26 protein-coding genes and 1 tRNA gene are annotated in these 25144 nt (G+C 59.9%); 12 read left to right on the forward strand and 15 right to left on the reverse strand.

Annotated elements, in window-relative coordinates; genetic code table 11:
* The first annotated feature begins 121 nt into the window (after positions 1 to 121).
* On the forward strand, positions 122 to 1144 hold the full coding sequence (ftsZ, locus tag ABIE40_RS08080) for a cell division protein FtsZ (protein WP_112711502.1): 1023 nt from the start codon (positions 122 to 124) through the stop codon (positions 1142 to 1144).
* Positions 1145 to 1159: 15 nt separating this feature from the next.
* On the opposite strand, the gene ABIE40_RS08085 is transcribed toward ftsZ, so the two are convergent.
* Positions 1160 to 2017 carry a LysR family transcriptional regulator gene (locus ABIE40_RS08085; RefSeq protein WP_199629434.1) on the reverse strand — a complete coding sequence of 286 codons (858 nt, stop codon included), beginning with the start codon at positions 2015 to 2017 and terminating at the stop codon, positions 1160 to 1162.
* 101 nt (positions 2018 to 2118) lie between these two features.
* Between ABIE40_RS08085 and ABIE40_RS08090 the strand changes: the two genes are divergently transcribed.
* Positions 2119 to 3108, forward strand: a complete 990-nt coding sequence (locus ABIE40_RS08090; RefSeq protein ID WP_210341220.1) for a zinc-dependent alcohol dehydrogenase family protein — start codon at positions 2119 to 2121, stop codon at positions 3106 to 3108.
* 56 nt (positions 3109 to 3164) lie between these two features.
* Here the strand turns inward: ABIE40_RS08090 and ABIE40_RS08095 are convergent, their stop codons facing one another.
* On the reverse strand, positions 3165 to 3998 hold the full coding sequence (locus tag ABIE40_RS08095; RefSeq protein ID WP_199629432.1) for an oxidoreductase: 834 nt from the start codon (positions 3996 to 3998) through the stop codon (positions 3165 to 3167).
* Between the two features lie 128 nt (positions 3999 to 4126).
* Here ABIE40_RS08095 and ABIE40_RS08100 point away from each other — a divergent pair, with 128 nt between their 5' ends.
* The 4 genes from ABIE40_RS08100 to ABIE40_RS08115 all read left to right on the forward strand — a co-directional run bounded on the left by ABIE40_RS08100 (position 4127) and on the right by ABIE40_RS08115 (position 7272).
* A complete protein-coding gene (locus ABIE40_RS08100; protein WP_199629431.1) occupies positions 4127 to 5014 on the forward strand; it encodes a LysR family transcriptional regulator in 888 nt (295 codons plus the stop codon).
* 89 nt (positions 5015 to 5103) lie between these two features.
* A complete protein-coding gene (locus ABIE40_RS08105; protein WP_199629430.1) occupies positions 5104 to 5949 on the forward strand; it encodes an oxidoreductase in 846 nt (281 codons plus the stop codon).
* Between the two features lie 116 nt (positions 5950 to 6065).
* The gene (locus tag ABIE40_RS08110; RefSeq protein WP_354540986.1) at positions 6066 to 7061 is read left to right on the forward strand and encodes an alpha/beta hydrolase; all 996 of its coding nucleotides are present in this window, start codon (positions 6066 to 6068) and stop codon (positions 7059 to 7061) included.
* 19 nt (positions 7062 to 7080) lie between these two features.
* The gene (locus ABIE40_RS08115; RefSeq protein WP_199629428.1) at positions 7081 to 7272 is read left to right on the forward strand and encodes a hypothetical protein; all 192 of its coding nucleotides are present in this window, start codon (positions 7081 to 7083) and stop codon (positions 7270 to 7272) included.
* Between the two features lie 107 nt (positions 7273 to 7379).
* Here ABIE40_RS08115 and ABIE40_RS08120 read toward each other — a convergent pair whose 3' ends face one another.
* From ABIE40_RS08120 to ABIE40_RS08160, 9 genes are all read right to left on the reverse strand, one after another.
* Positions 7380 to 7559, reverse strand: coding sequence for a DUF1508 domain-containing protein (locus ABIE40_RS08120; protein ID WP_130282445.1), 180 nt, complete (start codon positions 7557 to 7559; stop codon positions 7380 to 7382).
* A 113-nt stretch (positions 7560 to 7672) separates the two neighbouring features.
* On the reverse strand, positions 7673 to 8266 hold the full coding sequence (locus ABIE40_RS08125) for a carboxymuconolactone decarboxylase family protein (RefSeq protein ID WP_199629427.1): 594 nt from the start codon (positions 8264 to 8266) through the stop codon (positions 7673 to 7675).
* A gap of 90 nt (positions 8267 to 8356) precedes the next feature.
* Entirely contained in the window at positions 8357 to 8569 is a 213-nt protein-coding gene (locus tag ABIE40_RS08130) for a hypothetical protein (protein ID WP_112711510.1), read from the reverse strand.
* Positions 8570 to 8844: 275 nt separating this feature from the next.
* Positions 8845 to 9837 (reverse strand): DUF4062 domain-containing protein, encoded by a 993-nt coding sequence (locus tag ABIE40_RS08135; RefSeq protein ID WP_199629426.1) that lies wholly within the window; start codon positions 9835 to 9837, stop codon positions 8845 to 8847.
* Between the two features lie 97 nt (positions 9838 to 9934).
* Positions 9935 to 13759, reverse strand: a complete 3825-nt coding sequence (locus ABIE40_RS08140; protein WP_199629425.1) for a vitamin B12-dependent ribonucleotide reductase — start codon at positions 13757 to 13759, stop codon at positions 9935 to 9937.
* A 590-nt stretch (positions 13760 to 14349) separates the two neighbouring features.
* On the reverse strand, positions 14350 to 14943 hold the full coding sequence (locus tag ABIE40_RS08145) for a hypothetical protein (RefSeq protein ID WP_130278480.1): 594 nt from the start codon (positions 14941 to 14943) through the stop codon (positions 14350 to 14352).
* A 197-nt stretch (positions 14944 to 15140) separates the two neighbouring features.
* Positions 15141 to 15635, reverse strand: a complete 495-nt coding sequence (gene gpt / locus ABIE40_RS08150) for a xanthine phosphoribosyltransferase (protein WP_112711515.1) — start codon at positions 15633 to 15635, stop codon at positions 15141 to 15143.
* A gap of 159 nt (positions 15636 to 15794) precedes the next feature.
* Entirely contained in the window at positions 15795 to 16637 is an 843-nt protein-coding gene (locus ABIE40_RS08155) for a universal stress protein (RefSeq protein ID WP_130278479.1), read from the reverse strand.
* Positions 16638 to 16748: 111 nt separating this feature from the next.
* The gene (locus tag ABIE40_RS08160) at positions 16749 to 17525 is read right to left on the reverse strand and encodes a competence/damage-inducible protein A (RefSeq protein ID WP_199629424.1); all 777 of its coding nucleotides are present in this window, start codon (positions 17523 to 17525) and stop codon (positions 16749 to 16751) included.
* Positions 17526 to 17748: 223 nt separating this feature from the next.
* Here ABIE40_RS08160 and wrbA point away from each other — a divergent pair, with 223 nt between their 5' ends.
* The 4 genes from wrbA (at position 17749) to ABIE40_RS08180 (ending at position 19715) form a co-directional block, all read left to right on the forward strand.
* Positions 17749 to 18345 (forward strand): NAD(P)H:quinone oxidoreductase type IV, encoded by a 597-nt coding sequence (gene wrbA, locus ABIE40_RS08165; RefSeq protein ID WP_112711518.1) that lies wholly within the window; start codon positions 17749 to 17751, stop codon positions 18343 to 18345.
* A gap of 134 nt (positions 18346 to 18479) precedes the next feature.
* Positions 18480 to 18641 (forward strand): hypothetical protein, encoded by a 162-nt coding sequence (locus ABIE40_RS08170; protein ID WP_199629423.1) that lies wholly within the window; start codon positions 18480 to 18482, stop codon positions 18639 to 18641.
* Between the two features lie 329 nt (positions 18642 to 18970).
* Positions 18971 to 19237: a hypothetical protein gene (locus tag ABIE40_RS08175; protein WP_199629422.1), complete on the forward strand. Its 267-nt coding sequence runs from the start codon at positions 18971 to 18973 to the stop codon at positions 19235 to 19237.
* Positions 19238 to 19307: 70 nt separating this feature from the next.
* Complete coding sequence (locus tag ABIE40_RS08180; protein WP_199629421.1) at positions 19308 to 19715, forward strand: GFA family protein; 408 nt, start codon at positions 19308 to 19310, stop codon at positions 19713 to 19715.
* Between the two features lie 5 nt (positions 19716 to 19720).
* Here the strand turns inward: ABIE40_RS08180 and ABIE40_RS08185 are convergent.
* From ABIE40_RS08185 to ABIE40_RS08200, 4 genes are all read right to left on the reverse strand, one after another.
* Positions 19721 to 19806: transfer RNA gene (locus ABIE40_RS08185), tRNA-Leu, on the reverse strand.
* A 342-nt stretch (positions 19807 to 20148) separates the two neighbouring features.
* Positions 20149 to 20967 (reverse strand): glycosyltransferase family 2 protein, encoded by an 819-nt coding sequence (locus ABIE40_RS08190; protein WP_354540987.1) that lies wholly within the window; start codon positions 20965 to 20967, stop codon positions 20149 to 20151.
* A 48-nt stretch (positions 20968 to 21015) separates the two neighbouring features.
* On the reverse strand, positions 21016 to 21621 hold the full coding sequence (locus tag ABIE40_RS08195) for a hypothetical protein (RefSeq protein WP_199629419.1): 606 nt from the start codon (positions 21619 to 21621) through the stop codon (positions 21016 to 21018).
* 1270 nt (positions 21622 to 22891) lie between these two features.
* On the reverse strand, positions 22892 to 23287 hold the full coding sequence (locus ABIE40_RS08200; RefSeq protein ID WP_199629418.1) for a VanZ family protein: 396 nt from the start codon (positions 23285 to 23287) through the stop codon (positions 22892 to 22894).
* Between the two features lie 178 nt (positions 23288 to 23465).
* Here ABIE40_RS08200 and ilvA point away from each other — a divergent pair, with 178 nt between their 5' ends.
* On the forward strand, positions 23466 to 24722 hold the full coding sequence (gene ilvA / locus ABIE40_RS08205) for a threonine ammonia-lyase (protein WP_199629417.1): 1257 nt from the start codon (positions 23466 to 23468) through the stop codon (positions 24720 to 24722).
* A gap of 38 nt (positions 24723 to 24760) precedes the next feature.
* Positions 24761 to 25093 carry an HlyU family transcriptional regulator gene (locus ABIE40_RS08210; RefSeq protein ID WP_199629416.1) on the forward strand — a complete coding sequence of 111 codons (333 nt, stop codon included), beginning with the start codon at positions 24761 to 24763 and terminating at the stop codon, positions 25091 to 25093.
* Positions 25094 to 25144: the final 51 nt, after the last annotated feature.

The raw sequence follows: 25144 nt of genomic DNA on the forward strand, positions 1-25144 counted from the left end.
TCGGATGGTCTCCATCTTGTTCTTTCGCCCTGCCTCTGCCTTCTTGCAGCCATAACCTGACGCTCGATTCGCTGTTCCGCAACGAGGGCGGGGCATACACTTTGCATCAAAGGAGAATGGGATGACGGACGCCAAGAGCGGCATTTCGGGACTGCGGCCGCGTATTACGGTAATCGGCGTCGGCGGCGGCGGCGGCAATGCGATCAACAACATGATCGCGGAAAATCTTGAGGGCGTCGATTTCATCGCCGCCAATACCGATGCCCAGGTGCTCGCCACCTCCAAGGCCTCGCGCCGCATCCAGCTCGGTGCCCATGTCACCGAAGGTCTCGGCGCCGGTTCGCTCCCGGAGGTCGGTCATGCGGCCGCTGAGGAATCGATCGACGAGATCATGGATCACCTGGCCGGTTCGCACATGTGCTTCGTCACCGCCGGCATGGGCGGCGGCACCGGAACGGGTGCAGCGCCGGTGATCGCTCACGCCGCGCGCCAGGCCGGCATCCTGACCGTCGGCGTCGTCACCAAGCCCTTCACCTTCGAAGGCAACCGCCGCATGAAGATGGCCGAGATCGGCATCGAGGCCCTGCGTCAGGCCGCCGATACCGTCATCGTCATCCCGAACCAGAACCTGTTCCGCATCGCCGACGCGAAGACCACCTTCGCCGATGCCTTTATGACCGCCGACCGCGTTCTCTACGCCGGTGTCGGCTGCATCACCGATCTCATCGTCAAGGAAGGTCTGATCAACCTCGACTTCGCCGACGTCAAATCCGTCATGCGCGGCATGGGCCGGGCGATGATGGGTACGGGCGAGGCGGCCGGTGAGAGCCGTGCGATGAAGGCCGCCGAAGCGGCAATCGCCAACCCGCTGCTCGACGATATCTCGATGAAGGGCGCCAAGGGCGTGCTGATTTCGATCTCCGGCGGCTCCGATATGACGCTGTTCGAAGTCGACGAAGCCGCAAGCCGCATCCGCGACGAGGTTCAGGACGATGCCGACATCGTCGTCGGTGCGATCTTCGACCGCAATCTCGATGGCAAGTTCCGGGTCTCCGTCGTGGCGACCGGCCTCGATGGCAACGGCGTTCCGGCTGCTGCTCCGGGCGTTGCCGCGCAGGCGATCCCGACACGCACCCTGCAGTAAGTCACTGTCCAGCGATCAGCCGGCCGGAGTGAGCCGGCTGATCACCACATCCATGAATGCCCGCAGCCGCGGTAGCCGCTTCAGATCGCGGTGATAGCCGAGGAACGTATCGCGCCCCGGCGGCGCTTCGGGCACGTCGACGCGCTCCAATCCCGGAAAATGATCGCCGAGCGGCCGCGGCAAAACGGCCATTCCCGCACCGCGGGCGCAAAGGGCCGCCTGCACATCGCGATTGTTGCTGCGCATGGTGATCGTCGCGTTGGGGAAGGTCCGCGTCACCCAATGCACATCGGGCATTTCGGCAAAGGCCTCGTCCATGGTGACGATGGTAAAGCCGCTGCCGTCTCCCGCCGTTGGGTGAGGCGTGCCTTTCGCAACGTAGAGCCCATAGCCGATATGCATCAGCTTGCGTGAGATCACCTCAGGTTCGGTGAACGGCCGGATGCGGAAGACCAGATCGGCCTCGCGCCGTGAGAGGTTGAGGAGCCGCGCATCGGTGAGCAATTCGACCGAAACCTTCGGATGTGCCTGCGAGAATTCCGCCAGAACCGGCGTCAGCATGTGAAGGCCGAACCAGTCAGAGCACGAGATCCGCAGCATGCCCTCGAGCGATCGCGTGCTGCCTTGCAGTTGCCGCTCCAGCGCAACGGCTTCTTCCTCCATCCGCAATGCATGCTGCAGAACGATGCTGCCCTCGTCGGTCAGCACGAAGCCGTCGGCTGTTCGCTGGAACAGCATGTGGCCGGTCGCCGCCTCCAGCGCCTTCAGCCGCCGCCCCATGGTCGGCTGCGTCTGCCCGAGCTTTCGGGCGGCAGCGCCGAGCGTGCCTTCGCGGGCAATCGCGAGAAAGATCCTGACATCGCTCCATTCCATGATCGCCTCATTCAATAATGAATGGAGATCATGCGATATCTTTGATTTTCATTCAATCGTGTTGGGGAGATCATCCGGCCATCGAAACCGGAGTGACCGACATGAGCACGATGAAAGCCCTGATCCTTGAAAACCACAATGCACCGTTCCGGCTGGCCGAGATCGCCCGCCCGAAGCCTGCTGCCGGCGAAGTCCTCGTCCGCATCAAGGCGAGCGGCGTCAACCCGCTCGATACCAAGATCCGCGCCGGTGCCGCAGAACATGCCCGCCAGCCGCTGCCTGCCATTCTCGGCATCGACATGGCCGGTGTCGTCGAAGAGGTCGGCCAGGGCGTTTCCGGCTTTCGCCCCGGCGACGAGGTCTACGGCATGACCGGCGGCGTCGGCGGCGTGCAGGGCTCGCTGGCGGAATTCGCCGCTGTCGATGCCCGCCTGCTGGCGATCAAGCCCGCGAACCTGACGATGCGCGAGGCGGCAGCCCTGCCGCTGGTCTTCATCACCGCCTGGGAAGGCCTTGTCGATCGCGCTGCCGTGAAATCAGGTCAGAGCGTTCTGGTCCTTGGCGGAGCCGGTGGCGTCGGCCATGTCGCGGTTCAGATCGCCAAGGCATTTGGCGCCGACGTCTACGCTGCCGATGGCGCCTCGAAGGCCGATTACATCCGCAGCCTCGGCGCGACCCCCATCGACCACACTGTCGAAAGCGTCGAGGACTATGTCGCCAGATATACCGACGGCAAGGGCTTCGATCTCGTCTATGACACGGTCGGCGGGGCAGGGCTCGATGCCGCCTTCAAGGCCGTCAAGCGTTTCGGCCATGTGGTGACCAGCCTCGGCTGGGGTACGCATGCGCTGGCGCCGCTCTCCTTCAAGGCTGCGAGCTATTCCGGCGTCTTCACGCTGCTGCCGCTCCTGACCGGCGAGGGCCGCGAGCACCACGGCGAAATCATGCAGGAAGCAACCAGGCTTGCGGAAGCGGGGAAGCTCGTCCCGCGCCTCGATGCCCGCCGCTTCACGCTTGAAGAAACCGCCGAAGCACACCGCCTGATCGAGGAGCGCCAGGCCAAGGGCAAGCTGGTGATCGACATCGCCTGAGACATGAAAACGCCGTCCGCAATCCGCGGGCGGCGTTTTGGCGATGAGGTCTGCCCTCAGGCCGCGAAGTCGGTCGAGATAGCAAGCGCCCGCCAGGCCGAAAGCTCCTGCTCGACGAAGGCATTCTTCTCGCCGAGCTTGGCAACCGTATCGCTGCCGAAGGGCATGCGCAGCGGCGGGTTCTCGGCATTGACAAGCGTCACGATGCCGGCCGCAAACTTTGCGGGATCGCCGGGCTGCGCATGATGGGCGCTGGCCGCAAAGTCCCGCATGTCGCCGGCCGGCGTTCCCACATAGTCGGGGATCGAGGCGGGGCTGATCGACAGCGAATTGTCGGCCAGGAAATCCGTGCGGAAGAAGCCGGGCTCGACGATCGTGACCTTGATGCCGAACGGCTCGACTTCGGTGGCGAGCGATTCCGACAGGCCCTCTACCGCAAACTTCGTCGAGCCATAGACGCCCCAGCCGGGATAGCCGGCATAGCCGCCGATCGACGAGAAGTTCAGGATGCGGCCCGAGCGCTGGCGGCGCATATGGGGGAGCACGGCGCGGGTGACCTTCAGCAGCCCGAAGACATTGGTCGCATAGATTTTCTCGATCTCCTCGGCCGTGGCCTCCTCGACGGCGCCGAGCAGCCCGTAGCCGGCATTGTTGACCAGAATGTCGATGCGGCCGAAGCGCTGGACGGCTGCTGCTGCGGCTTCCTGCGCCTGTCGCTCATCGGTGACATCGAGGGCTGTCGCAAGCAGATTGGGATGCTCGCCGATGGCATCGACGACGGTCTTCGGATTGCGGGCGGTGGCAACGACGGCATCGCCTGCGGCCAGGGCTTCCTTGGTCATCAGCGCGCCAAAACCGCGCGATGCACCAGTGATGAACCAGACTTTCATGACACGTTCCTTTCAGATCTCTCTTCGTTGTGTGCCGGTCTCTCTGTGCCGGTGAGGGGAATTTGACCTGAAAGCCGCTCCTGCATAAGATTCGTTATTTTCCAAATTATGCTGAGTGAGATTCATCAATGCGTGCGACCGATCTCTCCGAAATGGCAGCCTTCGCTGCCGTTGCCCGGCATCTCAGTTTCCGCAAGGCAGGCGAGGAGCGGGGCGTGACCGCTTCCGCGATCAGCCATGCCGTCCTCAATCTCGAGGAACGGATCGGCATCCGCCTGCTCAACCGCACCACCCGCAGCGTCTCGCTGACCCAGGCCGGCGAGCTCCTGAAATCCCACCTCGATCCCGCCTTCGGCGAGATCAGCTCGGCGCTCGATGCCCTGAACCAGTTCCGCGACACGCCCTTCGGCAAGGTGCGCCTCAACGTCGCCAATTCGATCGCACCCTTCGTTGTCGGCCATATCATCGGCCCGTTGCTGTCGAAGAACCCCAATCTGCAGCTGGAAATCAGCGCCACGGACCGGCTGGTCGATATCGTCGAGGAAGGCTTCGATGCCGGCATCCGCTTCGGCGAGCGCGTCACCGAGGGTATGATTGCCTTGCGCATCCGCCCGCGCCTGCGCCTCGTCGTCGTCGGCTCGCCCGCCTATTTCGAGCATCGCCCGAAGCCGCTGACACCACACGATCTGAAGCGCCATCTCTGTATCCAGAACATGTATCCCTCGGGCGTGCGCTATCCCTGGGATTTCGCGCGCGACGGCCAGCCGGTCACCTTCCATCCAAACGGGCCGCTGTCGCTCGACGATCACGAACTGATGACCCAGGCTGCGCTGGGCGGCGTCGCGCTCGCCTATGTCTGGGAAAACCGCGTCGCCGAGCATGTCGCCGCCGGCAGGTTGATCAAGGTGCTGGACGACTGGTGCCAGCCCGAGGAGCCGCTCTACCTCTATTATCCGAGCCGCCGCCACATGTCGGCCGGCTTCCGGGCGCTCATCGAGGCGATCCGGGCGGAGTAGGCTGGTCTGGAAATCCGGCCGTTTCGCCCTACATCAGTCTTGTTACCTCTTGCCTTCCGAGGCACCTCCCAAAAGATCAGGAAAATACCATGTCCCAAGACAACGCCCCCGTCTGGTTCATCACCGGCTGCTCGACAGGCTTTGGCCGCGAGCTTGCCAAGCTCACCATTGCCCGCGGCTGGCCGACCATCGTCACTGCCCGCGACAAGGCGCGCGTCGCCGATCTCGCCGAAGGTCATGACAATGCGCTGGCCATCGCACTTGATGTCACCGACAAGGGACAGATCGCCTCGGCCGTCAAGGAAGCCGAGGAGCGCTTCGGCCGCATCGACGTTCTCGTCAACAATGCCGGCTACGGCTACCAGTCCTCGATCGAGGAAGGCGACGATCAGGAAATCCGCGATCAGTTCGAAGCCAATGTCTTCGGCCTCTTTGCCATGACCCGCGCCGTGCTGCCCGGCATGCGTACCCGCCGCCGCGGCCATGTCATCAACATCACCTCCGTCGCCGGTTTCATTGGCTTCCCGGCATCCGGCTATTATTCGGCCAGCAAGCACGCCGTCGAAGGCTTCTCGGATTCGCTGGCGGCCGAGACGGCTGCCCTCGGCATCCAGGTTACCTGCGTCGAACCCGGCCCGTTCCGCACCGATTGGGCCGGCCGTTCGCTGCGCCAGACGGAGAGCAAGATCGCCGACTATGCCGAGACCGCTGCCGGGCGCATGAAGCAGACGTCGGGCTATAGCGGCCAGCAACCGGGCGATCCCGTGCGTGCTGCCGAGGCGATGATCAAGATCACCGAGGTCGAGAAGGCGCCCCGCCATCTCGTGCTCGGCGCCTTCGGCTATGAGGCGGTGACCAAGAAGCTTGCCGAGCGGCTGGCGCTCGTCGAAGCCTGGAAGGATACCAGCATCGGCGCCGACTTCCCGAAAAGCTGAGGGCAATCCCGAGCAACCCTTTGACTTCTGCGGCCGTCCTGTCCGATGATCGGGCAGGGCGGCCGCGGTTTTCGGAGGGTTGGATGCGTGACCGGTTAATATCTCAGGCGAGGGCGATGAGGACGGCCGTTCTGGCGCTTGCGCTGCTGCCTGCTTTGGCCGGGCTCGCGATCGCCGCCGATGTGCCGCCGCAGAGCGCCAAGTCGAAGACCGAGGTCGAGACGCTGGGCTCCCGCTGGACCAAGCATTTCTCCGAGGCCGCAACGCCGGAAAAGCGGGCCGCCGCCTTCCGCAGCTTCATGGCCGACAATCCCGAACCGACCCGTGTGCAGATCCGCCATATGGATGCCGATGGCGTTGAGGCCGATCTCATCTGGCCGGCCCGCCTTCACCATCCGCTCGGCCGCCGCGGCATTCTCTATGTCCATGGCGGCGGTTTTCACGGTGGCTCGCCGCGCACGCACCGGCTGCTGGCCGGATCGCTCGCCAAGGCAGCCTCCTCGGATGTGCTGCTGATCGACTACCGTCTCGTACCGGAGGGGCGTTATCCGGCGCAGATCGACGACATCAGGACCGCCTATCGCTGGATGCTCGAAAACGGCTACGAGAGCGGCAATATCGTCGTCGCCGGTGATGGCACCGGCGCCAATCTGGCGCTCGAAGCGGTATTGCGGCAGAAGGCGGCGGGCCGCCAGCTTCCCGCAGCCTTCGTCGCCATCAGCCCGGTTTCCGATCTGTCCGCCAGCGGCGCCTCGATGCAAGCCAATGCCGCGACCGATCCGGTGATCAGCAAGGCGGTGATCGATGCGCTCGCCAAGCCCTATCTCGGCGCCACCGCGCCGCAAGATCCGGCCGTCTCGCCGCTTTTCGCCGATCTTTCCGGCCTGCCGCCGATGCTGCTGCAGGTCTCCGGTAGCGAAGCGCTGCTCGACGACAGCCTGCGCCTTGCCGACAAGGCGCGCCAGGCCGGTGTCGACGTGACGCTCGAAGTCTGGCCCGGCCTGATCCACGGCTGGCAGCTCTTCCCGCATCTGCTCGAGGATGCTGACAAATCCAACCAGCGCATCGCCGAATTCGCCATGCGCCATTTCGCCGACAGCCCGCAGCAGTGACGCAGGCAGGAGACCGCCAATGACCAAGGCCGCCTATGTGCTCGGAATACTCTTGATCCTCGTCGGCCTCGTCTGGATGGGGCAGGGCAGCGGCTACTTCCCCTATCCCGCCGAGAGCTTCATGATCGACCAGACGCCCTGGATCTATTGGGGCGCGCTGGCCGCCATCGTCGGCGTCGCGGTGATCGCGCTCGCCAGACGGCGGGTCTGAAACCGCCGCCTCCCTCATTCCAGTGCTCGTCACAGGAATCCATTCACCGCGCGTCGGTGCCGTGGATGACTCATGCAATTACAACAGCTTCCGCTAGAGCAGACCTCTCATACCGGATTGCAAGTCATCCCACTACGCCGCGCGTTGGCGATGCAATCGCTCTTGTTGACGTAGGATTCCGTCGATGCCGCAACGATCTTGCCGTTGGAGGCTGTTCGCCGCCAACGCCATCCGTCGCTCTGATAGATATCCCAGGTATCGCCGTTCGCTTCTTTGCAGCTTGCCATCATTCCCTCCCGTCAGCGTTGAGTGACGCAAGGAACCTAAGCGAGAAAAGCCGCATGCTCCACGAACCAACCACAGCCGGAAGGTGGTGGACGGGGAGAGGCCGATTGCAGCGTCAGACGAGCCCGTCGATCGGCCGGCCGATGGCGAGCGATTTGCGTAGATTGGGATCGAGCCGTTCGGCATAGGCATGGTCCGGTGCCGCGCCGAGACCATCGAGCATCTTCGAGAAGAAACAGCGAACGGCGGCCGCTGCCGTGACGTCGAAGATCTCCGCATCCGAGAGCCCGTGCTTCTTCAGCGCGTCGACATCCTGCTGGGTGATACTGGTGGCGTCGCGCACCACCTTGGCGGCAAACGCCATGATCGCCCGCTCGCCCGCATCGACAGGCGCCTTCTCGCCGCCATCGGCGGTTGCCGCCAGCCCGTCATTGGTAAAGCCTTCGCGCAGCAGCACGGAACCGTGCGCCAGCATGCAATAGGAGGATTTGAGCTCCTTGGCGGCAGCCAGCGTCACCAGCTCGTAGCGCCTGAGCGTCATATGGCTGCGGATGCTCGACAGCAGAGCGCCCCAGTGCTCCATCACCTCCGGCCGGTGCCCGAAGGCGCGGTACATGTTCGGCAGATAACCGTAACTCGCCTCCGCCGCGGCATACATCGATGCCGTCTTGTCATTTGTGGATGCATCGGGAGTGTGAATGAAGGCCATGGCGCGATCCTCCGTTTCTGGTCCGATCAGGATATTCCAGAATGGCCTTTTCGCCTATGCGCTTCGCGCGCCGCCGGTCACCGCAAGCGCTCAATCATGCGTATTCTTGGAAATCTGCCATTCGCCGTTTTCATCGACTTCGACGCGCTTGTTGCCGCGATAAAAGATCGGCTTCTTGGTCTTCTTGTCCATCGAGAACCGGCTCGGCGTAAACTTCTGGTCCTCACGGCCCTCATTCGCCAGCGCCAGCGCTTCCTTGAACTGCCCGTTCTTGCAAAGTGCGAGGAATTGTTTTTCGTCCATGATCCTATCCAACTGAGCCGGCTATCGGGGCGCTTGCTTCGCGAGGAGGCTGGCGCTGTGTGCATATGGCATGAGGCTGCGGGGTGTTTCTAGGGGAAACGATAGGGTAACAGCCACGTCATGCCGTTGGCCCCTAGGGGCTCAGGCGTCTCCTACTTGACAGCCAAAGCTTTGGACCGAATGTCCCGCCTGTGTAAGCCTTCATGGTGACGGACCTCTGTGCAAACTGTTTGGTACAGACCTGCTTTTGACGGTATCAGCAGTAAATTGACGCCTTACTGCGGCGAGAATATATCGAGGAGAATTTTTCGTCCTTCTTCCAAAAGAATTATATTTTTGATGTCTCCGTTGTGGTCAATAGTGCCGTCGACTATGTTCATCGCCTTCAATGAAAACATCAGCTTCTCTTTGCTTTCTCTCGTAAGGCGATGCTTTGTCTTTCCTGAAGAAATTCCGTGATCGTATCCTGGAATTATCTTGTCTATTGTAATTGTTGGCCGCTGTGCGATTAGCTCGGTATTAATTTTCTCTAGAATCGATTTTATTGAAATGGAGAATTGACGCTTAGGTAGCGCGTTATTCGACCCGTAGTTCAATCCTATCGAGTTCAGGAGGGTTCCTGGCTCGTATTCGAGTTGCAACGTTCGGTCGATCGACGAGGTCGCTGTGTCGGGCCGACTTTCAATTTGTGACAAAGCGCTCTTCAATCGGCTGTTCTCGTTTCTGAGGCTCGCTAGTTCATGGACTACCTCCGGCGAAATCTGCGTATCGCCACGTACCCAGCCCCGACCAGGATTCACGTTGATCTCTTGAGTCACCGCGATTGCGACCTTTCCAGGAAGCTCTCGAGCATCGGTCCAAAAATCGACAATTCGATTCTCTGAGACTTGATCTCGAAAATCGCTCAGTAACTGAAATCGTTCGGGGTCCGTTTCTACTTTCGCCGACGGCATGGCGCGCAGGTCTCCGTGTAGAAACGCAAGGACTGGGATGCCCTTCGAGACGGCATATCGATATTCTTCTTCTGTGAACGATAACCCTGAAGTCGATAGAGAGCCATACATGCCCGCAATTAACAGTACATAATAATCGCATCGATCAATTATGCGTTTTATATACTGAAATTGCTGCTGGCTCGACGCCGGAAAATACTCCATTCCTGCAGGAATTTGTCCTGACTTTGAGATGGCCTCGGCGACGGAGCGACGCTCGTCGACAAGGTCTTTGAAGGTCGAGCTAATGAAGACTTGATATATCTTATTATCCATCGGTTACCTCGAATACCCGCGGCAAAATTAATCGCCGCGGGTATGCTCTACACGTGTTGCTCACTTGACCGTAGAATGAGTGGCTGGCTACCGGAACTCAGCTGCAGCCGCTTGTCGCTCCGCACGTGTCGCACTTCTCGCAGGTGCCGTTGCGGACCATCGTGAAGTTCTGGCACTCGGAGCACATATTGCCCGTGTAGCCCTGCATGATGGAGCGGGCGCGGCGTTCGGCTTCGACCTTCTTGGCTTCCGTCTTGGCGGTCGCAGCATCGGCGGCGGCCTTGTCGGAGAAGAGGGCGGTGGCCTGCTGCTGGGCTTCGGAAGCGAGCTCTTCGTTCACTTCCTCGGCGATCTCTTCGGCCAGTTCCTTGGCGCGCTCCTCGTAATCGCGCTTGAAGGCGACGATTTCGGAGGTGGCGACGGCGGTTGCCGGTTCGAGCTTGCGGGCAGCAGAGCCAGCAAAGGCGGTGACCGTGCCGGCCGAGGAGGCGCGGGCAGGCGTTGCTGCCGATGCGCCCTTCGGTTCGCCGACCAGGCGGTCGCCGGTGCCGGGAACGAGCGTCGGCTTGTAGCCGCGGGTCCAGCCGGTCGAGACGAGGTTGGTCTTGCCTTCCTGGATGCCCTTGCCGAGTGCCGTGTTCGAGAAGTCGGACGTATCGACATGCGCCAGGTCATGACGGCCGAGATAGGAGACGGCGAGTTCGCGGAACACGTAGTCGAGGATCGACGTGGCATTCTTGATCGCGTCGTTGCCGATGACCATGCCGGCCGGCTCGAACTTGGTGAAGGTGAAGGCCTCAACATATTCCTCGAGCGGCACGCCGTACTGCAGGCCGAGCGAGATGGCGATCGCGAAGTTGTTCATCATCGCACGGAAAGCAGCGCCTTCCTTGTGCATGTCGATGAAGATTTCGCCGAGGCGGCCGTCACCGAATTCGCCGGTGCGCAGATAAACCTTATGTCCGCCGACCGCTGCCTTCTGGGTGTAGCCCTGGCGGCGGTTCGGCAGCTTCTCGCGTTCGCGGGTCACACGCTCGATGACGCGCTCGATGATCTTCTCGGTGACGGTAACGGCCTGGGCCGCGACCGGCTGCTGCAGCAGTTCCTCGAGTGCATCCTCGTCGCTCTCGTCTTCGATCAGCGAAGCGTTCAGCGGCTGCGACAGCTTGGAGCCGTCACGGTAGAGGGCGTTTGCCTTCAGGCCGAGCTTCCAGGAGAGCATGTAGGCGCTCTTGCAATCCTCAACGGTGGCGTCGTTCGGCATGTTGATCGTCTTGGAGATCGCACCCGAGATGAACGGCTGGGCAGCCGCCATCATGCGGATGTGGCTCTCGACCGAGAGATAACGCTTGCCGATCTTGCCGCAGGGATTGGCGCAATCGAAGACCGGCAGGTGCTCGTTCTTCAGGAACGGTGCGCCTTCCAGGGTCATCGCGCCGCAGACGTGAACGTTGGCGGCCTCGATGTCCTTCTTCGAAAAGCCCATGTGGTCGAGCAGGTTGAAGCTCATGTCGGCGAGCTGCTCGTCGGAAACCTTCAGGGTGTCCTTGAGGAAATCTGTGCCGAGCGTCCACTGGTTGAAGACGAACTTTATGTCGAAGGCGTTCTTGAGCGCGGCGTTGACGGCTTCCACTTTCTCGTCGGTGAAGCCCTTGGTCTTCAGGGTCGAGGGGTTGACGCCGGGCGCCTGGTTCAGGTTGCCGTGGCCGACAGCGTAGGCCTCGATCTCGGCGATCTGCGCTTCGGAATAGCCGAGCGAACGCAGCGCATCCGGAACGGCGCGGTTGATGATCTTGAAGTAGCCGCCGCCGGCGAGCTTCTTGAACTTGACGAGTGCGAAGTCAGGCTCGATGCCGGTCGTGTCGCAGTCCATGACGAGGCCGATCGTGCCGGTCGGAGCGATGACCGAGACCTGCGCGTTGCGGTAGCCATGCTTTTCGCCGAGTTCGATCGCCTTGTCCCAGGCGCTCTTGGCGTGAGCGGCGAGGTCCTGATCCGGGTTTTCCGAGTGGATCAGCGCGACCGGGTTGACCGACAGGGCTTCGTAGCCCGAGGTCTCGCCGTAAGCGGCGCGGCGATGGTTGCGCATGACGCGCAGCATGCTCTCGCGGTTTGGCGCAAAGTTCGGGAACGGGCCGAGCTCGGAGGCCATTTCAGCCGAGGTTGCGTAGCAGATGCCGGTCATGATCGCCGTCAGCGAGCCGGCAATGGCGCGGCCTTCTGCCGAGTCATAGGGGATGCCGGAAGACATCAGCAGCCCGCCGATATTGGCGTAGCCGAGGCCGAGCGTACGGTATTCGTAGGAGAGTTCAGCGATCCGCTTCGACGGGAACTGTGCCATCATGACCGAAACTTCGAGAACGACGGTCCAGAGGCGGACGGCGTGTTCGTAGTCGGCGATGTCGATGCGCTTCGTTGCCTTGTCCTTGAACTGCAAGAGGTTCAGCGAAGCAAGATTGCAGGCGGTGTCGTCGAGGAACATGTATTCCGAGCACGGGTTCGAGCCGCGGATCTGGCCGCCGGCCGGCGAGGTGTGCCAGTCGTTCATCGTCGTGTTGAAGTGCAGGCCCGGATCGGCCGATGCCCAGGCGGCGTAGGAGATCGACTCCCAGAGGTCGCGGGCCTTCAGCGTCTTCATGACCTTGCCGTCCTTGCGGGCGGTCAGGTGCCAGTCGCCGTCGTTTTCGACAGCGCGCAGGAAGTCGTCCTTGATCGAGACTGAGTTGTTGGAGTTCTGGCCCGAAACGGTGAGATAGGCTTCGCTATCCCAGTCCGTGTCATAAGTCTTGAATTCCATGTCCGTGTAGCCCTGGCGGGCGAACTGGATGACGCGGCCGATATAGTTTTCCGGAACCTGGTCCTTCTTGGCAGCGCGGATTTCGCGCTTCAGGGCCGGGTTCTTGGCCGGGTCGAAGCACTCGCCGTCATCGCCGCCGTCGCAATTGACGCAGGCCTTCATGATCGCCTTCAGATGCTTTGCGACGACCTTCGAGCCGGTGACGAGAGCGGCAACCTTCTGCTCTTCCTTGACCTTCCAGTTGATGTATTCCTCGATATCCGGATGGTCGATGTCGACCACGACCATCTTGGCCGCACGGCGGGTGGTGCCGCCCGATTTGATGGCGCCGGCAGCGCGGTCGCCGATCTTCAGGAAGCTCATCAGGCCGGAGGAGCGGCCGCCGCCGGAAAGCCTTTCGCCTTCGCCGCGCAGCATGGAGAAGTTGGAGCCGGTGCCGGAGCCGTACTTGAAGAGGCGCGCTTCGCGCACCCAGAGGTCCATGATGCCGCCTTCGTTGACGAGATCGTCTTCAACCGACTGGATGAAGCAGGCATGCGGCTGCGGATGTTTGTAGGCGGACTTCGACTTGGTCAGCTTGCCGGTGAACGGATCGACGTAATAGTGGCCCTGGCCCGGGCCGTCGATGCCGTATGCCCAATGCATGCCGGTGTTGAACCACTGCGGCGAGTTCGGGGCAACGCGCTGCGTGGCGAGCATGTAGGCGAGCTCGTCCTTGAAGGCCGACGCATCTTCTTCCGACGAGAAGTAGCCACCCTTCCAGCCCCAGTAGGTCCAGGTGCCGGCGAGGCGGTCGAAGACCTGACGGGCGTCGGTTTCCGAGCCGTACTGCTGGTCCTTCGGCAGATCCTTTAGCGCTGCTTCATCGGCAACCGAGCGCCACAGAAACGACGGAACGTCGTTTTCCTCGACCTTCTTCAGGCGGGCGGGAACGCCGGCCTTGCGGAAATACTTCTGCGCCAGGATATCGGCGGCGACCTGCGAAAACTGCGCGGGAACGTCGATGTTCTCGAGGCGGAAGACGATCGAACCGTCGGGGTTCTTGATCTCGCTGGTCGCCTTGCGGAATTCGATTTCCCCATAGGCACCTTGTTCCGCTTTCGTGAAACGCCGTTCAATGCGCATGTCGCCAACCTCTAATCTGCGCGCCCGTCCCCGATGACCAAGGCGCAAGTTTCCTCATCCGGCAGCGCGCCAGGAAGGGCGCAGCCAGTTCTCGTATCCGTATTGTGACAGGGGTGTCATCCGGAGATGTCCTTTCTGTATATTGTGGTGATGATGGCTGCTAGCACTAAATATAGTATTAACAGCTATTTTTCGCCAGCCCCAATGTCACTGCCGGGCGGTCAAAAATTTGCGCAGGGAATGCCACGCAGCGGTCATCCGTCATAGATGCAACGCCCTGATTCCACGCTTGAATTTTGAAGAGAACCGGCCTCGTTAATTCCGGTCCAGTTGCCGCCGCAACATCGGATCCCATTAAGTTTGAAACACGCGATTCCGTCAAGGGGTGGTTTTTAACGAAGCGTTCACCACAACATATTGTGGATGGGGCTGTGGACACTGGGGAAAAGCCTGGAGGCCTTGTTTTTCAAGGGCTTGGCGCGGTCAAGCCGGGAAATGATACCGATGTCATCAAAAAAACACGAAATTTTAAATCTAGCGATGGTGTTTCGTCGGCAAATCGGTCTAGCGATTCGAAACGCGAAGAAGCTTCAGATTGCGTCCAGCGCGATCGTCACGGTGGCGATGCCGATGGCCTTGCCGGTCTCGTCCCGGATCGTGAAACTCGCTTGTGTTTCAAGGATTTGCGTCACGTCATCGCGCTCGGCGCGGTCGATGAAGGTCTCATCCGAATCACGCGCGAAGGTTCGGAGATATTTGTTCTCGTCGCCCTGCCAGTAATCCATCGTCGTGCGGCTCTCGCCGACATTCAATCCGTTCTTGTCGGTGACGAAGAACTCGATGATGACGCCCTGGGAATTGTCCTGCTTCGATTTCAGATAGCGGGAGACCGGGTTCATCATCAGCTTCGAGATCATCTGGAACTGGCCGGTCTCGACCTCGGAGCGGTAGGTGCCGTCCAGCACCTGGATATCGGTCTTGCTGACATCGCCGAAGCGGACGTTCTGGTCCTTGATGGCTTTCAGCACGACGGGATTGTTGACCATCGGCCGGACCACGGTATCCACATATTCGCGCACGACGGAGATATAGGCAGGTTCGGCATAGGACGGCGCGGGCAGCGCAAATGGCGAGATCGAAAGCCCTGAAGCCACGACCGCAATGACCCAACCCCCGTAGCGCATTGCCCTTCCTTGCTGCGCGCCTGACGGCACGCGGTTGCCCATATAGTCTATGCAGCGGGGGGCATGTTTTCCGGCGCGCCCTGATGCCGGTAAACTGTGGATGCCCTTGCCGAGCACCCACTATACATTCGCAATATTACTAAGATAACAATCAATACCCGCAGCGGCTGCTGCTTCGGATATTATCATCTTTAGGTTTATTTCGGGCCTTTTGCAATCGGCTCCTGATAGGTGAAGCCCATATCCCACGGGAAATAGATCCACGTATCCTGGCTGACTTCCGTGACAAAGGTATCAACGGTCGGCACGCCCTGGGGCTTGGCGTAGACGCAGGCGAAATGCGCCTTCGGCAGCATGCCGCGCACCTGGGCCGCCGTCTTGCCGGTGTCGGTCAGGTCGTCGATGACGAGAATGCCTTCGCCGCCATTTTCCTGCAGCTCGGGCGCGATGCCCTTCAAGACGACCATGTCACCCTGGTTCACATAGTCGTGGTAGGAGGCGACGCAAACCGTCTCGATCAGGCGGATGTTGAGCTCGCGGCAGATGATCGCTGCCGGAACCAGGCCGCCGCGGGTGATGCAGACGATGCCTGTGAATTCCTTGTTCAATCCTGCGATCCGCCAGGCGAGCGCGCGCGCATCGCGGTGAAACTGGTCCCAGGAAACGGGAAAGGCTTTATCGGGAAGGGACATGGGACTGCTCCGCGGCATGATGGAAACCGCCGGCGACCTCAGGGCGACCACAAACGCAAATCGCGCAGCCGGAGCTGCGCGAATGATTGCCGGGGCCCGTCACCGGTCGCCTGAAATAGCGGCATTTGCGGCCGGAACGCAAGTCCCGGCACGCAATCATCAACGGGATAGCAGCGTCAGCGCCGTCATCGATTGCAAGAGAGACTTGGTCGTGCCGCCAAAGATCGTCTGCCAGAGCCATGAATGCGTGTAGGCGCCCATCACCAGAAGATCGATGCTGTTGTCGGAAAGCCGGTTCTCTATGACCGACGACGCGCTCTTGCTGGCGCTCTCGGCAGTCGCAAGCGTCGCGTTGACGCCATGGCGGGCGAGGGTGGCGGCGATATCGGCGCCGGCGAGACCGGCACTCTGCGTTGCGCTATCGACCGGATCGACGGAGAAGATCTCCACCGCATCGGCACCCTTGAGGATCGGCAGCGCGTCGAATGTGGCGCGCGCCGCTTCCTTCGAGCCGTTCCAGGCGATCAGCACCCGCTTGATCGGCTTGGGGTTGCGGATGATGTAGGGGATCATCAGCACCGGGCGGCCGCTTTCGAACAGGAAGTTGTCGACATCGACATGGCTGTCGGAGGGCCGCGCCGGATCGGCCTGCGAGGCGATCAGCAGATCGGCGCTGCGGGCGGTTTCGATCAGCGGCGCCGAGCCGTAGCCGGTGGAGGTGGCGAAGCTGCGCCACTCGAAGGAGACGCCGCTCGCCGCCGCCTTCTGTTTGAAGATCCGCTCGACCTCTATGGTCTCCGAATGCGCCATGTCCTGCAGCGCCTGCACCGCGACGGGATCGGGAATCTCCATCGGCGCCACCAGCGGCACGGCCGAGATCGTCTCGGCATGCAGCCCGATCACATGCGCGCCGTGGGCAGCAGCAAGCGTCATCGCAAAATCGGCGACGGCACCGCTGTTATCGGCAGTATCGAGAATGGCGAGTATGGTTTTGTAGGACATATCAAATTCTCCTTGGGCGGCTGAAATGAACTTCCGCATGAAAAGAATGCGTTGGCCTGCGTTGCGGTTCCTTGACTGAGATCAATGGTTTGAGAGGAGAGGGGCTGGGGCTTACGCTTCCGCCGAATGGTTCTCGGCAATTTCCTTGGCCTTGCGGATATCCTCGATCATCGCCTCGACATCCTTGCCGGCAGCCTCGATGACATCCTGCGAGCGGCCGCGCACGACGATCTCGGTGGAGAACTTCTGGCCGACATAGCGCGGATAGGAGCCGATGCTGGTGTCCGGATGCGCCTTCTGGATAGCCGCGAGCGGCGTGCCGATATCGCCTTCGCCGTAAGGGCAGGCGATCGCCAGCGACAGAACCTTGGCGCCGGTCTTCAGCGTCGGCAGCACATTGCCGATCATCGCCTGGAACACCTGCGGCACCCCGGCCATCACATAGACATTGCCGATGATGAAGCCGGGCGCCGTCGAGACCGGGTTCTCGATATGGGCGGCACCGCGCGGCATCCGCGCCATGCGCTGGCGCGCCTCGGTGAACTCCAGTTCGCGTCGCTTGTACATGTCTCCGAGCAGGGACATCGCTTTCGCGTCATGCTCGCAGGGCAGGCCGAAAGCCTTTGAAACCGCGTCCGCGGTGATGTCGTCATGGGTCGGGCCGATGCCGCCGGAGGTGAAGACATATTCGTAGCGGGCGCGCAGCGCATTCAGCGCCTCGACGATCGCATCCTCCTCGTCGGCAACGATGCGGACTTCCTTGAGGTCGATGCCCGACAGCGTCAGCAGATCGGCGAGGTAGCCGATATTCTTGTCCTTGGTGCGGCCCGAAAGCAGTTCGTCGCCGATGGCGAGCATGGCGGCGGTAACGATGGTCTGATTGGTCATGGAAAACGTCCGGAATGAAATGGGTCCGCTATAGGTAGCGCCGATTTCCCCGCTTGCAAATGCGGCTGAACGGCAAAGCAATATCACAAAAATAAGACAGCAAGCACTTTCGCGTCTCCGCTGAGTGAACAGTGAGTTCTTGCCGGAAGGGATGCGCCATCACCGTCGCGCTGATAGAACCATCGCCGGTTTAAATGCACATCAACCCAGACGGAGCTTGAAAATGGCAAAAGTCCTCGTTCTCTACTATTCGGCTTACGGCCACATCGAAACCATGGCCTATGCCGTTGCTGAAGGCGCGAAGTCGGCTGGTGCCGACGTAACCGTCAAGCGCGTTCCGGAACTCGTGTCGGAAGAAGTCGCCAAGGCTTCCTACTACAAGCTCGACCAGAAGGCTCCGATCGCAACGGTAGACGAACTCACAGAATATGACGCGATCATCGTCGGCGCCGGCACCCGCTTCGGCACTGTTGCCTCGCAGATGCGCAATTTCTGGGATCAGACCGGCGGTCTGTGGTTTGGCGGCAAGCTCGTCGGCAAGGTCGGCTCGATGTTCACCTCGTCCGCTACGCAGCACGGTGGCCAGGAATCGACGATCCTCGGCTTCGTGCCGACCTTCCTGCATCACGGCATGGCCTATGTCGGCCTTCCCTACGCCTTCCAGGGCCAGATGGGCACTGAAGAAGTCAAGGGTGGCTCGCCCTACGGCGCGTCGACGATCACCAACGGTGACGGCTCGCGCCAGCCTTCCGAGATCGAACTCGAAGGTGCACGCTTCCAGGGCGCCCATGTCGCCAAGATCGCTGCGAAGCTCGCCTAAGCTTCATACGGCCTGAAAAATTGAAAACGGCGCGGCCCGAGGCTGCGCCGTTTTCACGTCTTCGTGCGGGCGGCGTTTTGGCGCATTCCATGCGTATATGATAAAATCATAAGGAGACGCGTAAGGAGGCCCTGATGGACCGCTATATGATGAAACTGCTGGCTTGCGTGATCGCCGGGCTGGTGTGCCTTTCGGTGATCCTTCTCGCGCTCACTATCGATTTCGACGGTAAGGACGATGAAAGCGCCAAGCTGAAGGCGGGTTCACCCGCCGAGATTGTGAAGTTGCGAAGCTAACGCGAAGAACGAAACCGCGACAACCGCCGTTGCAAACAGGCAGGCCATCGTCGTCTTATAGAATTTCAAACGCTTCGTTCTGACGCCATCCCAATCGTAAACCACCGTCTTACTCCCACAAGACTAGCTTTACCCATACGCCGCATCGTCATTCTTGCATGCTGAACCCGGCATTCAACCGCCCGGGCCTCGTTTTCCCCGGTATACAAGCACATTCGAACAGCATGATAAAGCCTTCGGCAAATCACCCGCTTGCTCAAAAATGGGGCAATCGCCGCTGACACCCTGCGCGAAGCTCCTATATGGCTGAATGAAAAGGAGATTCGCCGATGCGCGCCATTGTCTCGCTGATGCTTTTGCTGGCTCTTGCGAGCTGCAACACCACCATGCCGCCGCCCGAACCCATGCGCGGCAGCCTGACTTATGGCGGCCGGGTGGTCTATTATGGGGCGGCGCCCGGCCATGTCGTCGACCACGAATTCCCCGATAAATTCGGCTATCGCGTCTTCGAGAAATATGTCGTCCAGCCCGATGGCACGCTGAAACTGATCTCGCGCCGCACCGGTTCCGACTACTGGAAGATCCGCCACTGGTGAGATCGGCGGTTTGACTTCACCGCCATCCGCGCCAGCTTTCGGGCAGATCCCGCCCACGGAGTTTCGCGCCATGGTGACAAGAATTGCCAAATGCACCTGCGGCCAGCTGCAGATCACGGTCGAGGGCGAGCCTCTCGGCGTCGGCGTCTGCCACTGCTTCGCCTGCCAGAGCCGCACCGGCAGCGTCTTCGCCGCCCTCGCAGCCTTCGGCCCCGGCTACAAGGTAACCGGCCGCGCCACCGATTATGTCCGCACCGGCGATCAGGGCGCCAAATTCCGCTTCCGCTTCTGCCCGGTCTGCGGCAGCAATCTCTTTCATACGGAAGAAGGCGGGGATCACCGCTCGGTCGCAGTCGCCATCGGTGCCTTCGCCGATCCGGATTTCCCGCCGCCCCAGGATTCCGTCTACGACTGCCGCAGGCACCGCTGGGTGCAGCTGCCCGAAGGCATCACCGTCTACGACAAGGATCCGGAATGAACGCTTGGTGCGGGCGGCGGGGATCGAACCCGCATAGCCTAAGGCCGAGGGATTTTAAGTCCCTTGCGTCTACCAGTTTCGCCACGCCCGCATTCAATGTTCCCAATAGCTTAGCGCTTTTGATTTGGGAAGCGTTGCTCGGTGGGATTTTCGTTTCGACGATTTTGTGCATGAAGTTTTGGAGGATTAAAACTACTTCACCATTCTTTTGGCAACCTAGACGTGACGTCTCACATTGTACATTATATGCGGCATAAATCCGAGCTCGGTAAGCTGATCCGGGTCAATGAATTCGGTTGACCGGTCATATCGGAGATCAAGATATCCGATCTTATCGATGGCGTCCGCCATGGCCGCGTAGTGCTTTGCGCCGTTATAATGCTGCCTACCGGCGGCTGCCTCCTGAATTTTATCGCGGTAGTTTACATAAAACTTAAAGTGCAGGAGCACACCCCAGGTCGAAGAGAAGTTTTCTGCTGTAGGGCAACGGGCGGTGAATGCTGCTCCCAAATTGGCACGCGGTGTCCCAATAGATAACGGGATATTTTATAAGCTGAGGAACGTCGCCAAAGACGCGCGCGCGTGGCCCGCCAACAACACTGATGCCTCTTTTTTCGAGGAGCACTTCGTAGCCCTCGGGATCAAAATACTTGGCCGTCTTCCAAGGCTTAAGGTTATCTTCGCCCGAGATTTGAATTTCAGCGCCATCGCCATAGAAGTCTATCATAGGTGCCGGCATGCGAGTTTCGCCCAATTGCTCCAGTCGCCTGGTGAGATCCTTTAAGCTATATTTTGTACACTGATCGTAGACCAATAGTTCATCAGCATCGACATTGATATACCAGCGACCAACGCCATAGATTTCGAAAAGTTGTTCACGCCACAGCCTTCCGCGTCGAGCTTCAACAAATCGAACTCCCGACGTCCACACGTCGACATCTGGTTGTGACATCAGAAATTCTGAAGTTCCATCTGTGGACTGATCGTCGACGCAAATGAACCGCGTGACACCCAACAACCGATAATGATTCAGAAATGCGGGTAGGATTGTAAGTTCGTTTCGCGTGACGAAAACAAGAGGCAGCTCATTGTGAACAAGCGGCTCGCGCTTTGGCGAGAGCTGCCGTAGATCGACGCGTTTGCGATTTCTCCGCTCCCGTCGCCCTACACGAAAATCTTCCCACATAGTCAGCAACTTATCGACTATTCCGCGCGTCGGGAAAACGAAATTGGAACGGAGTGGGTAGCGCATTCAGAATATCCAAAACAGTTTATAGCGAGTTTTACGGCGCGCGTAATTTCAATACATGCGAAAAAATCTCGCCTTCATTAGCAACGATGACTGAGGACGTTCGCGATGAATATTCAAGCATCCAAGTGTATATCGCAGCTGCTTTAGGAGGTTATCTCGGAAACGCTTTGCATCGTATTTTCGTTCGGAGCCAGATCCTTCCGTGAAGTCGTAGGCCGGTCCATTTGCATATACGACTATGTCGCGCATGACAAAGGCGGCCACGACATAGGACGCGAACGCCCACGGTTTACCCAGCTCAAACCGCTTTCTCAAGCATAAATTGCGCTCCCGACCGGTGTAGATGTAGATCCACTTAGCAGAAAACGTCAAATCTCTAGATGTTTTGCTGTTAACGCAATTTTCATGAAGATTCACGCCGGAAGGCGTCGGTCGCTTTAATCGAGTGATTTTCTGTCCGCATGCTTTGGTGTCGGATGCTGCAACGAGCTTTTCGGGGTGGCGGTCCAAAGTGTCCGAAAGCTTTTCCAGGAAATCTGATGAGGAGTAGTCGTCGCACGCCCTTGGGCAAAAATACTCGCCTGGTTGCACGCGAATGGTGACCTCTTTCGCAAAATTTCCTGAGTCTACAGCAATTTTGCTCTTCTTTGCCATTCTCGATGCCTACCTCACGACAAGGTCGCATTCAACGGCTTCCAACGAGATATGAACTGGTTCCTCAGCACTAACGATTGTAGCCCAATATCGGGCATGAACCCGCGCGGCCAAAAATTAGCGTTTGCCTGTGGCTTCCTCGAATCTCGATCCACTCCGCACTCGTCCGCCCGATTTTGGCACCTGGGAACCTCTGCGCTTTTGCAATTCTCAAAGCGCGTTCTGGCGTGCAAACCCGTCGTTGCTCGCGATAGTCATCTCCCCTCCATCCTCCTCGCCACGCATTGTAGCCGTTATCATCATAGTAGCTGCGTGTTTGGGCCGTTGCCGCGGCGGGTGTCAAAAGACCAAGTGCAATGACAAACAGAACCGTTGTCTTCATCGGGATGTCCTCCTTCGTTGCAACCATTTTTATTGAAGCGAATATGAACCTAAGCCGAACGCGGAGTTTTCCAAGCGCATGCCGCGGCGCGCAACAGGCAACTCTCCTAGTTGTATCATTTCAGATTTCGCCCGACCTGTCATACCCGCCAAGCGGAATTCTCCTCTTTGGCAGGTCGAAAATAAAAATGTGGACGTGAGATCGATGGCTCCGTGTCTTGGCGGTTGTTCCTGTAGTCCTGCATCAGCGGTGGCTACGAGAGAGTGGGTGTCTGTTGTAGTAATTTGGTTCTTGATCACCAAAATAATCAAGGATGAGATTGATCAGGGGGGGGCTCTACGCCTCTTTCTTTTAAGGGAAATATGTGGGAATTGCTGGGGAGGCGGCCGCTAGTATTTATCTCGCTGGAAAGCTGCAACTTCTATCTTTGGCATCGGCCAGTCTTTGCGTTGGCGCGAACAAGGTACCCCGGTATACTGGAAATGTAGCACTGTCCTCTGCTGATCACGCTCTTTTCAATCGTTGCTTTCCGGTACCTATAATTTCGTTGAAAAGCCGTTTCGCAAGCGCGACTTAAGGTATCTGCGGAAGCAGGGGAGGCACCATTGGGGAAAGCGGCCTCTTGATTTATCTAGATATGGGCCGTTTTTCTCGGGTAGGGTAAAAATCTTGGAAAAAAGCTTGTTTTTACAAGGCGATAACGCTGCGCGCAAACAGAGGTCGTCTGAACCTTGTAGGAAAGCGTCGCCGCAGGTTTGCGAATTACACGCCTCTGAGCCCAATGAATTGATATCCTCACGAGGCGTTTCCTATTGATCGTTAGGCAGCCATTCGCTTGAAAAGTACCCCGCCCGCAGCGCGCGCTTCTCAATCAACGACATCGGCGATTCAGTCAAGGGCGGCGCTGGAGGAGGCGGGTTCGGCGGGGGCTTTGGGCGCGGCCTTGCGGGCGCGGATTTTCAGGAGGCCGTGGGCGGCCATGGCGCCGATGGCCGCACCCATGCCCTTGATGATGCCGTCATGCAGGCGGGCGTGGCGGGTCGGCGAGAAATATTGCAGCGCTTCGATGGCGATCGCGCCGACGGCCAGCAGCAGCACGATCAGCTTCCACTGCTTGGGATAGCCGAGCACGAAGATGAAGCCGGTCACGGCGTAGGTGAGCGCCCGGTCGAAATCGACGGTGGTCACGGTGTGCGGGCGCAGGCCGATCGGGGAGATCGTGACGAAGACGATGCCGGCCAGCACCAGCCAGGCCAGCGGCCTCATGAATTTCGGTGTTATCATCCTGTCATATTAGCAGGGCGCGCCGCGTGGTGCACTGCAAAAAGCCGTGTCCACCGCGTGTTCGGCGGCTGAGCTTAAGAAGTGCTTTCGCGAAGGGCGAACCGGCTTGCCCGGTTTGAGGCTTTCTTTCGGGCGCCGCTCTGTGCCATAGCGGGCGGGCGAAATGAGGAATGGACCGATGACCGTCAACCGTCAGGATGTTGAAAACGCCGAGGAAGCGCTGCGCAGCCTTTTCCCGGCTACGCCGCTGCAGCTCAATGATCATCTTTCGGCACGCTATGGCGCCGATATCTGGCTGAAGCGCGAAGACCTTTCTCCGGTCCGTTCCTACAAGATCCGCGGCGCCTTCAATTTCTTCCGCAAGGCGATCGCTGAAGGCGGCGAGGGGCGCACCTTCGTCTGCGCCTCGGCCGGCAATCACGCCCAGGGCTTCGCCTTCGTATGCCGTCATTTCGGCGTGCCGGGCGTCGTCTTCATGCCGGTGACGACGCCGCAGCAGAAGATCGACAAGACCCGCATGTTCGGCGCCGAATTCATCACCATCAAGCTCTACGGCGACTTCTTCGACCAGTGCTACCAGGCAGCGCGCGATCATGCGGAGCAGGCGGGTGGCGTCATGGTGCCGCCCTTCGATCATGAAGATATCATCGAGGGGCAGGCGACTGTTGCCGCCGAGGTCATGCAGCAGCTTCCGGATGGCAAGGTGCCTGACATGATCGTCATGCCTGTCGGCGGCGGTGGTCTGGCAGCCGGCATCACAGGCTATCTCGACGGCATCGTCGCAAAGTCGGGCTTCGTCTTCACCGAGCCCGCGGGTGCCGCGAGCCTGAAGCGCAGCATCGAGGCCGGCGAACCGGTGACGCTCGCCAAGGTCGACAATTTCGTCGACGGCGCCGCGGTTGCCCGTATCGGCGATCTGAACTTCGCGGCGCTCAAGGATTTCCCGGCGGATCAGGTGATGCTGATGCCGGAGAACGCGATCTGCGTGACGATCTCCGAAATGCTGAATGTCGAGGGCGTCGTGCTCGAGCCGGCAGGCGCCCTGTCGCTGACTGCGCTGGCGTCGATGAACCCGGACGATATCCGCGGCAAGACCATCGTTGCCGTCGTCTCCGGCGGCAATTTCGATTTCGAGCGCCTGCCTGATGTCAAGGAGCGCGCCATGCGCTATGCGGGCCTGAAGAAATACTTCATCCTGCGGCTTGCCCAGCGCCCCGGCGCACTGCGCGATTTCCTCAATCTGCTCGGCCCCGACGACGATATCGCCCGCTTCGAATACCTGAAGAAGACCGCCCGCAACTTCGGCTCGATCCTGATCGGCATCGAGACCAAGGCCCCGGAGAATTTCGCCACACTGGTCGAAAATTTCGAGAAGTCGGGCATGGGCTTCGAGGACATTACCGAAAACGAGATCCTGGCAAACCTCATCATTTGACTTTGCGGCAGCAAGTCCCGCGTGTTAAAGGCGAAAACATGGCTTCGATATTCTCCAGCATTGTCTCGATATTCTCAGGTGGCGCAAAGCCCAGCGAAGGCGGCGGCAGCAGCGCCAAGTCGGTAGAGCCGCAGCTCTACGGAGACTGCGCGATCTATGCCGAACCGCAGAAGGAAGGCGGCCAGTATCGCCTTGCCGGCCGCATCGAAAAGACATCCGGCGATGAGGTGCTTGTGCGCACTTTCATCCGTGCCGACATGTTCTCCTCGCTCGACGATGCCAACGAATGCACGGTGCGCAAGGCCCAGCAGATCATCGATCAGCACGGCGCCTCGCTGTTCGGCGATGGTGTCAAGCAGCGTCAGGTGTAAGTCCACAAGCGGCTGCTTTGTCACTTAATTTTAAGTGATTGCCGTCAAAGG

The sequence above is a fragment of the Rhizobium sp. OAE497 genome (assembly GCF_040546565.1).
GTDB lineage: Bacteria > Pseudomonadota > Alphaproteobacteria > Rhizobiales > Rhizobiaceae > Rhizobium.

Coding starts and splice junctions, on each gene's coding strand:
- ABIE40_RS08160 (WP_199629424.1), bottom strand. CDS start 17,525: ATGACCAATCAGACCATCGTTACCGCCGCCATGCTCGCCATCGGCGAC.
- wrbA (WP_112711518.1), top strand. CDS start 17,749: ATGGCAAAAGTCCTCGTTCTCTACTATTCGGCTTACGGCCACATCGAA.
- ABIE40_RS08130 (WP_112711510.1), bottom strand. CDS start 8,569: ATGGACGAAAAACAATTCCTCGCACTTTGCAAGAACGGGCAGTTCAAG.
- ABIE40_RS08140 (WP_199629425.1), bottom strand. CDS start 13,759: ATGCGCATTGAACGGCGTTTCACGAAAGCGGAACAAGGTGCCTATGGG.
- ABIE40_RS08095 (WP_199629432.1), bottom strand. CDS start 3,998: ATGAAAGTCTGGTTCATCACTGGTGCATCGCGCGGTTTTGGCGCGCTG.
- ABIE40_RS08195 (WP_199629419.1), bottom strand. CDS start 21,621: ATGGCAAAGAAGAGCAAAATTGCTGTAGACTCAGGAAATTTTGCGAAA.
- ABIE40_RS08180 (WP_199629421.1), top strand. CDS start 19,308: ATGGTGACAAGAATTGCCAAATGCACCTGCGGCCAGCTGCAGATCACG.
- ABIE40_RS08170 (WP_199629423.1), top strand. CDS start 18,480: ATGGACCGCTATATGATGAAACTGCTGGCTTGCGTGATCGCCGGGCTG.
- ABIE40_RS08105 (WP_199629430.1), top strand. CDS start 5,104: ATGTCCCAAGACAACGCCCCCGTCTGGTTCATCACCGGCTGCTCGACA.
- ABIE40_RS08200 (WP_199629418.1), bottom strand. CDS start 23,287: ATGATAACACCGAAATTCATGAGGCCGCTGGCCTGGCTGGTGCTGGCC.
- ABIE40_RS08090 (WP_210341220.1), top strand. CDS start 2,119: ATGAGCACGATGAAAGCCCTGATCCTTGAAAACCACAATGCACCGTTC.
- ilvA (WP_199629417.1), top strand. CDS start 23,466: ATGACCGTCAACCGTCAGGATGTTGAAAACGCCGAGGAAGCGCTGCGC.
- ABIE40_RS08190 (WP_354540987.1), bottom strand. CDS start 20,967: ATGCGCTACCCACTCCGTTCCAATTTCGTTTTCCCGACGCGCGGAATA.
- ABIE40_RS08100 (WP_199629431.1), top strand. CDS start 4,127: ATGCGTGCGACCGATCTCTCCGAAATGGCAGCCTTCGCTGCCGTTGCC.
- ftsZ (WP_112711502.1), top strand. CDS start 122: ATGACGGACGCCAAGAGCGGCATTTCGGGACTGCGGCCGCGTATTACG.
- ABIE40_RS08135 (WP_199629426.1), bottom strand. CDS start 9,837: ATGGATAATAAGATATATCAAGTCTTCATTAGCTCGACCTTCAAAGAC.
- ABIE40_RS08115 (WP_199629428.1), top strand. CDS start 7,081: ATGACCAAGGCCGCCTATGTGCTCGGAATACTCTTGATCCTCGTCGGC.
- ABIE40_RS08155 (WP_130278479.1), bottom strand. CDS start 16,637: ATGTCCTACAAAACCATACTCGCCATTCTCGATACTGCCGATAACAGC.
- ABIE40_RS08120 (WP_130282445.1), bottom strand. CDS start 7,559: ATGGCAAGCTGCAAAGAAGCGAACGGCGATACCTGGGATATCTATCAG.
- ABIE40_RS08145 (WP_130278480.1), bottom strand. CDS start 14,943: ATGCGCTACGGGGGTTGGGTCATTGCGGTCGTGGCTTCAGGGCTTTCG.
- ABIE40_RS08085 (WP_199629434.1), bottom strand. CDS start 2,017: ATGGAATGGAGCGATGTCAGGATCTTTCTCGCGATTGCCCGCGAAGGC.
- ABIE40_RS08125 (WP_199629427.1), bottom strand. CDS start 8,266: ATGGCCTTCATTCACACTCCCGATGCATCCACAAATGACAAGACGGCA.
- ABIE40_RS08110 (WP_354540986.1), top strand. CDS start 6,066: ATGAGGACGGCCGTTCTGGCGCTTGCGCTGCTGCCTGCTTTGGCCGGG.
- ABIE40_RS08175 (WP_199629422.1), top strand. CDS start 18,971: ATGCGCGCCATTGTCTCGCTGATGCTTTTGCTGGCTCTTGCGAGCTGC.
- ABIE40_RS08210 (WP_199629416.1), top strand. CDS start 24,761: ATGGCTTCGATATTCTCCAGCATTGTCTCGATATTCTCAGGTGGCGCA.
- gpt (WP_112711515.1), bottom strand. CDS start 15,635: ATGTCCCTTCCCGATAAAGCCTTTCCCGTTTCCTGGGACCAGTTTCAC.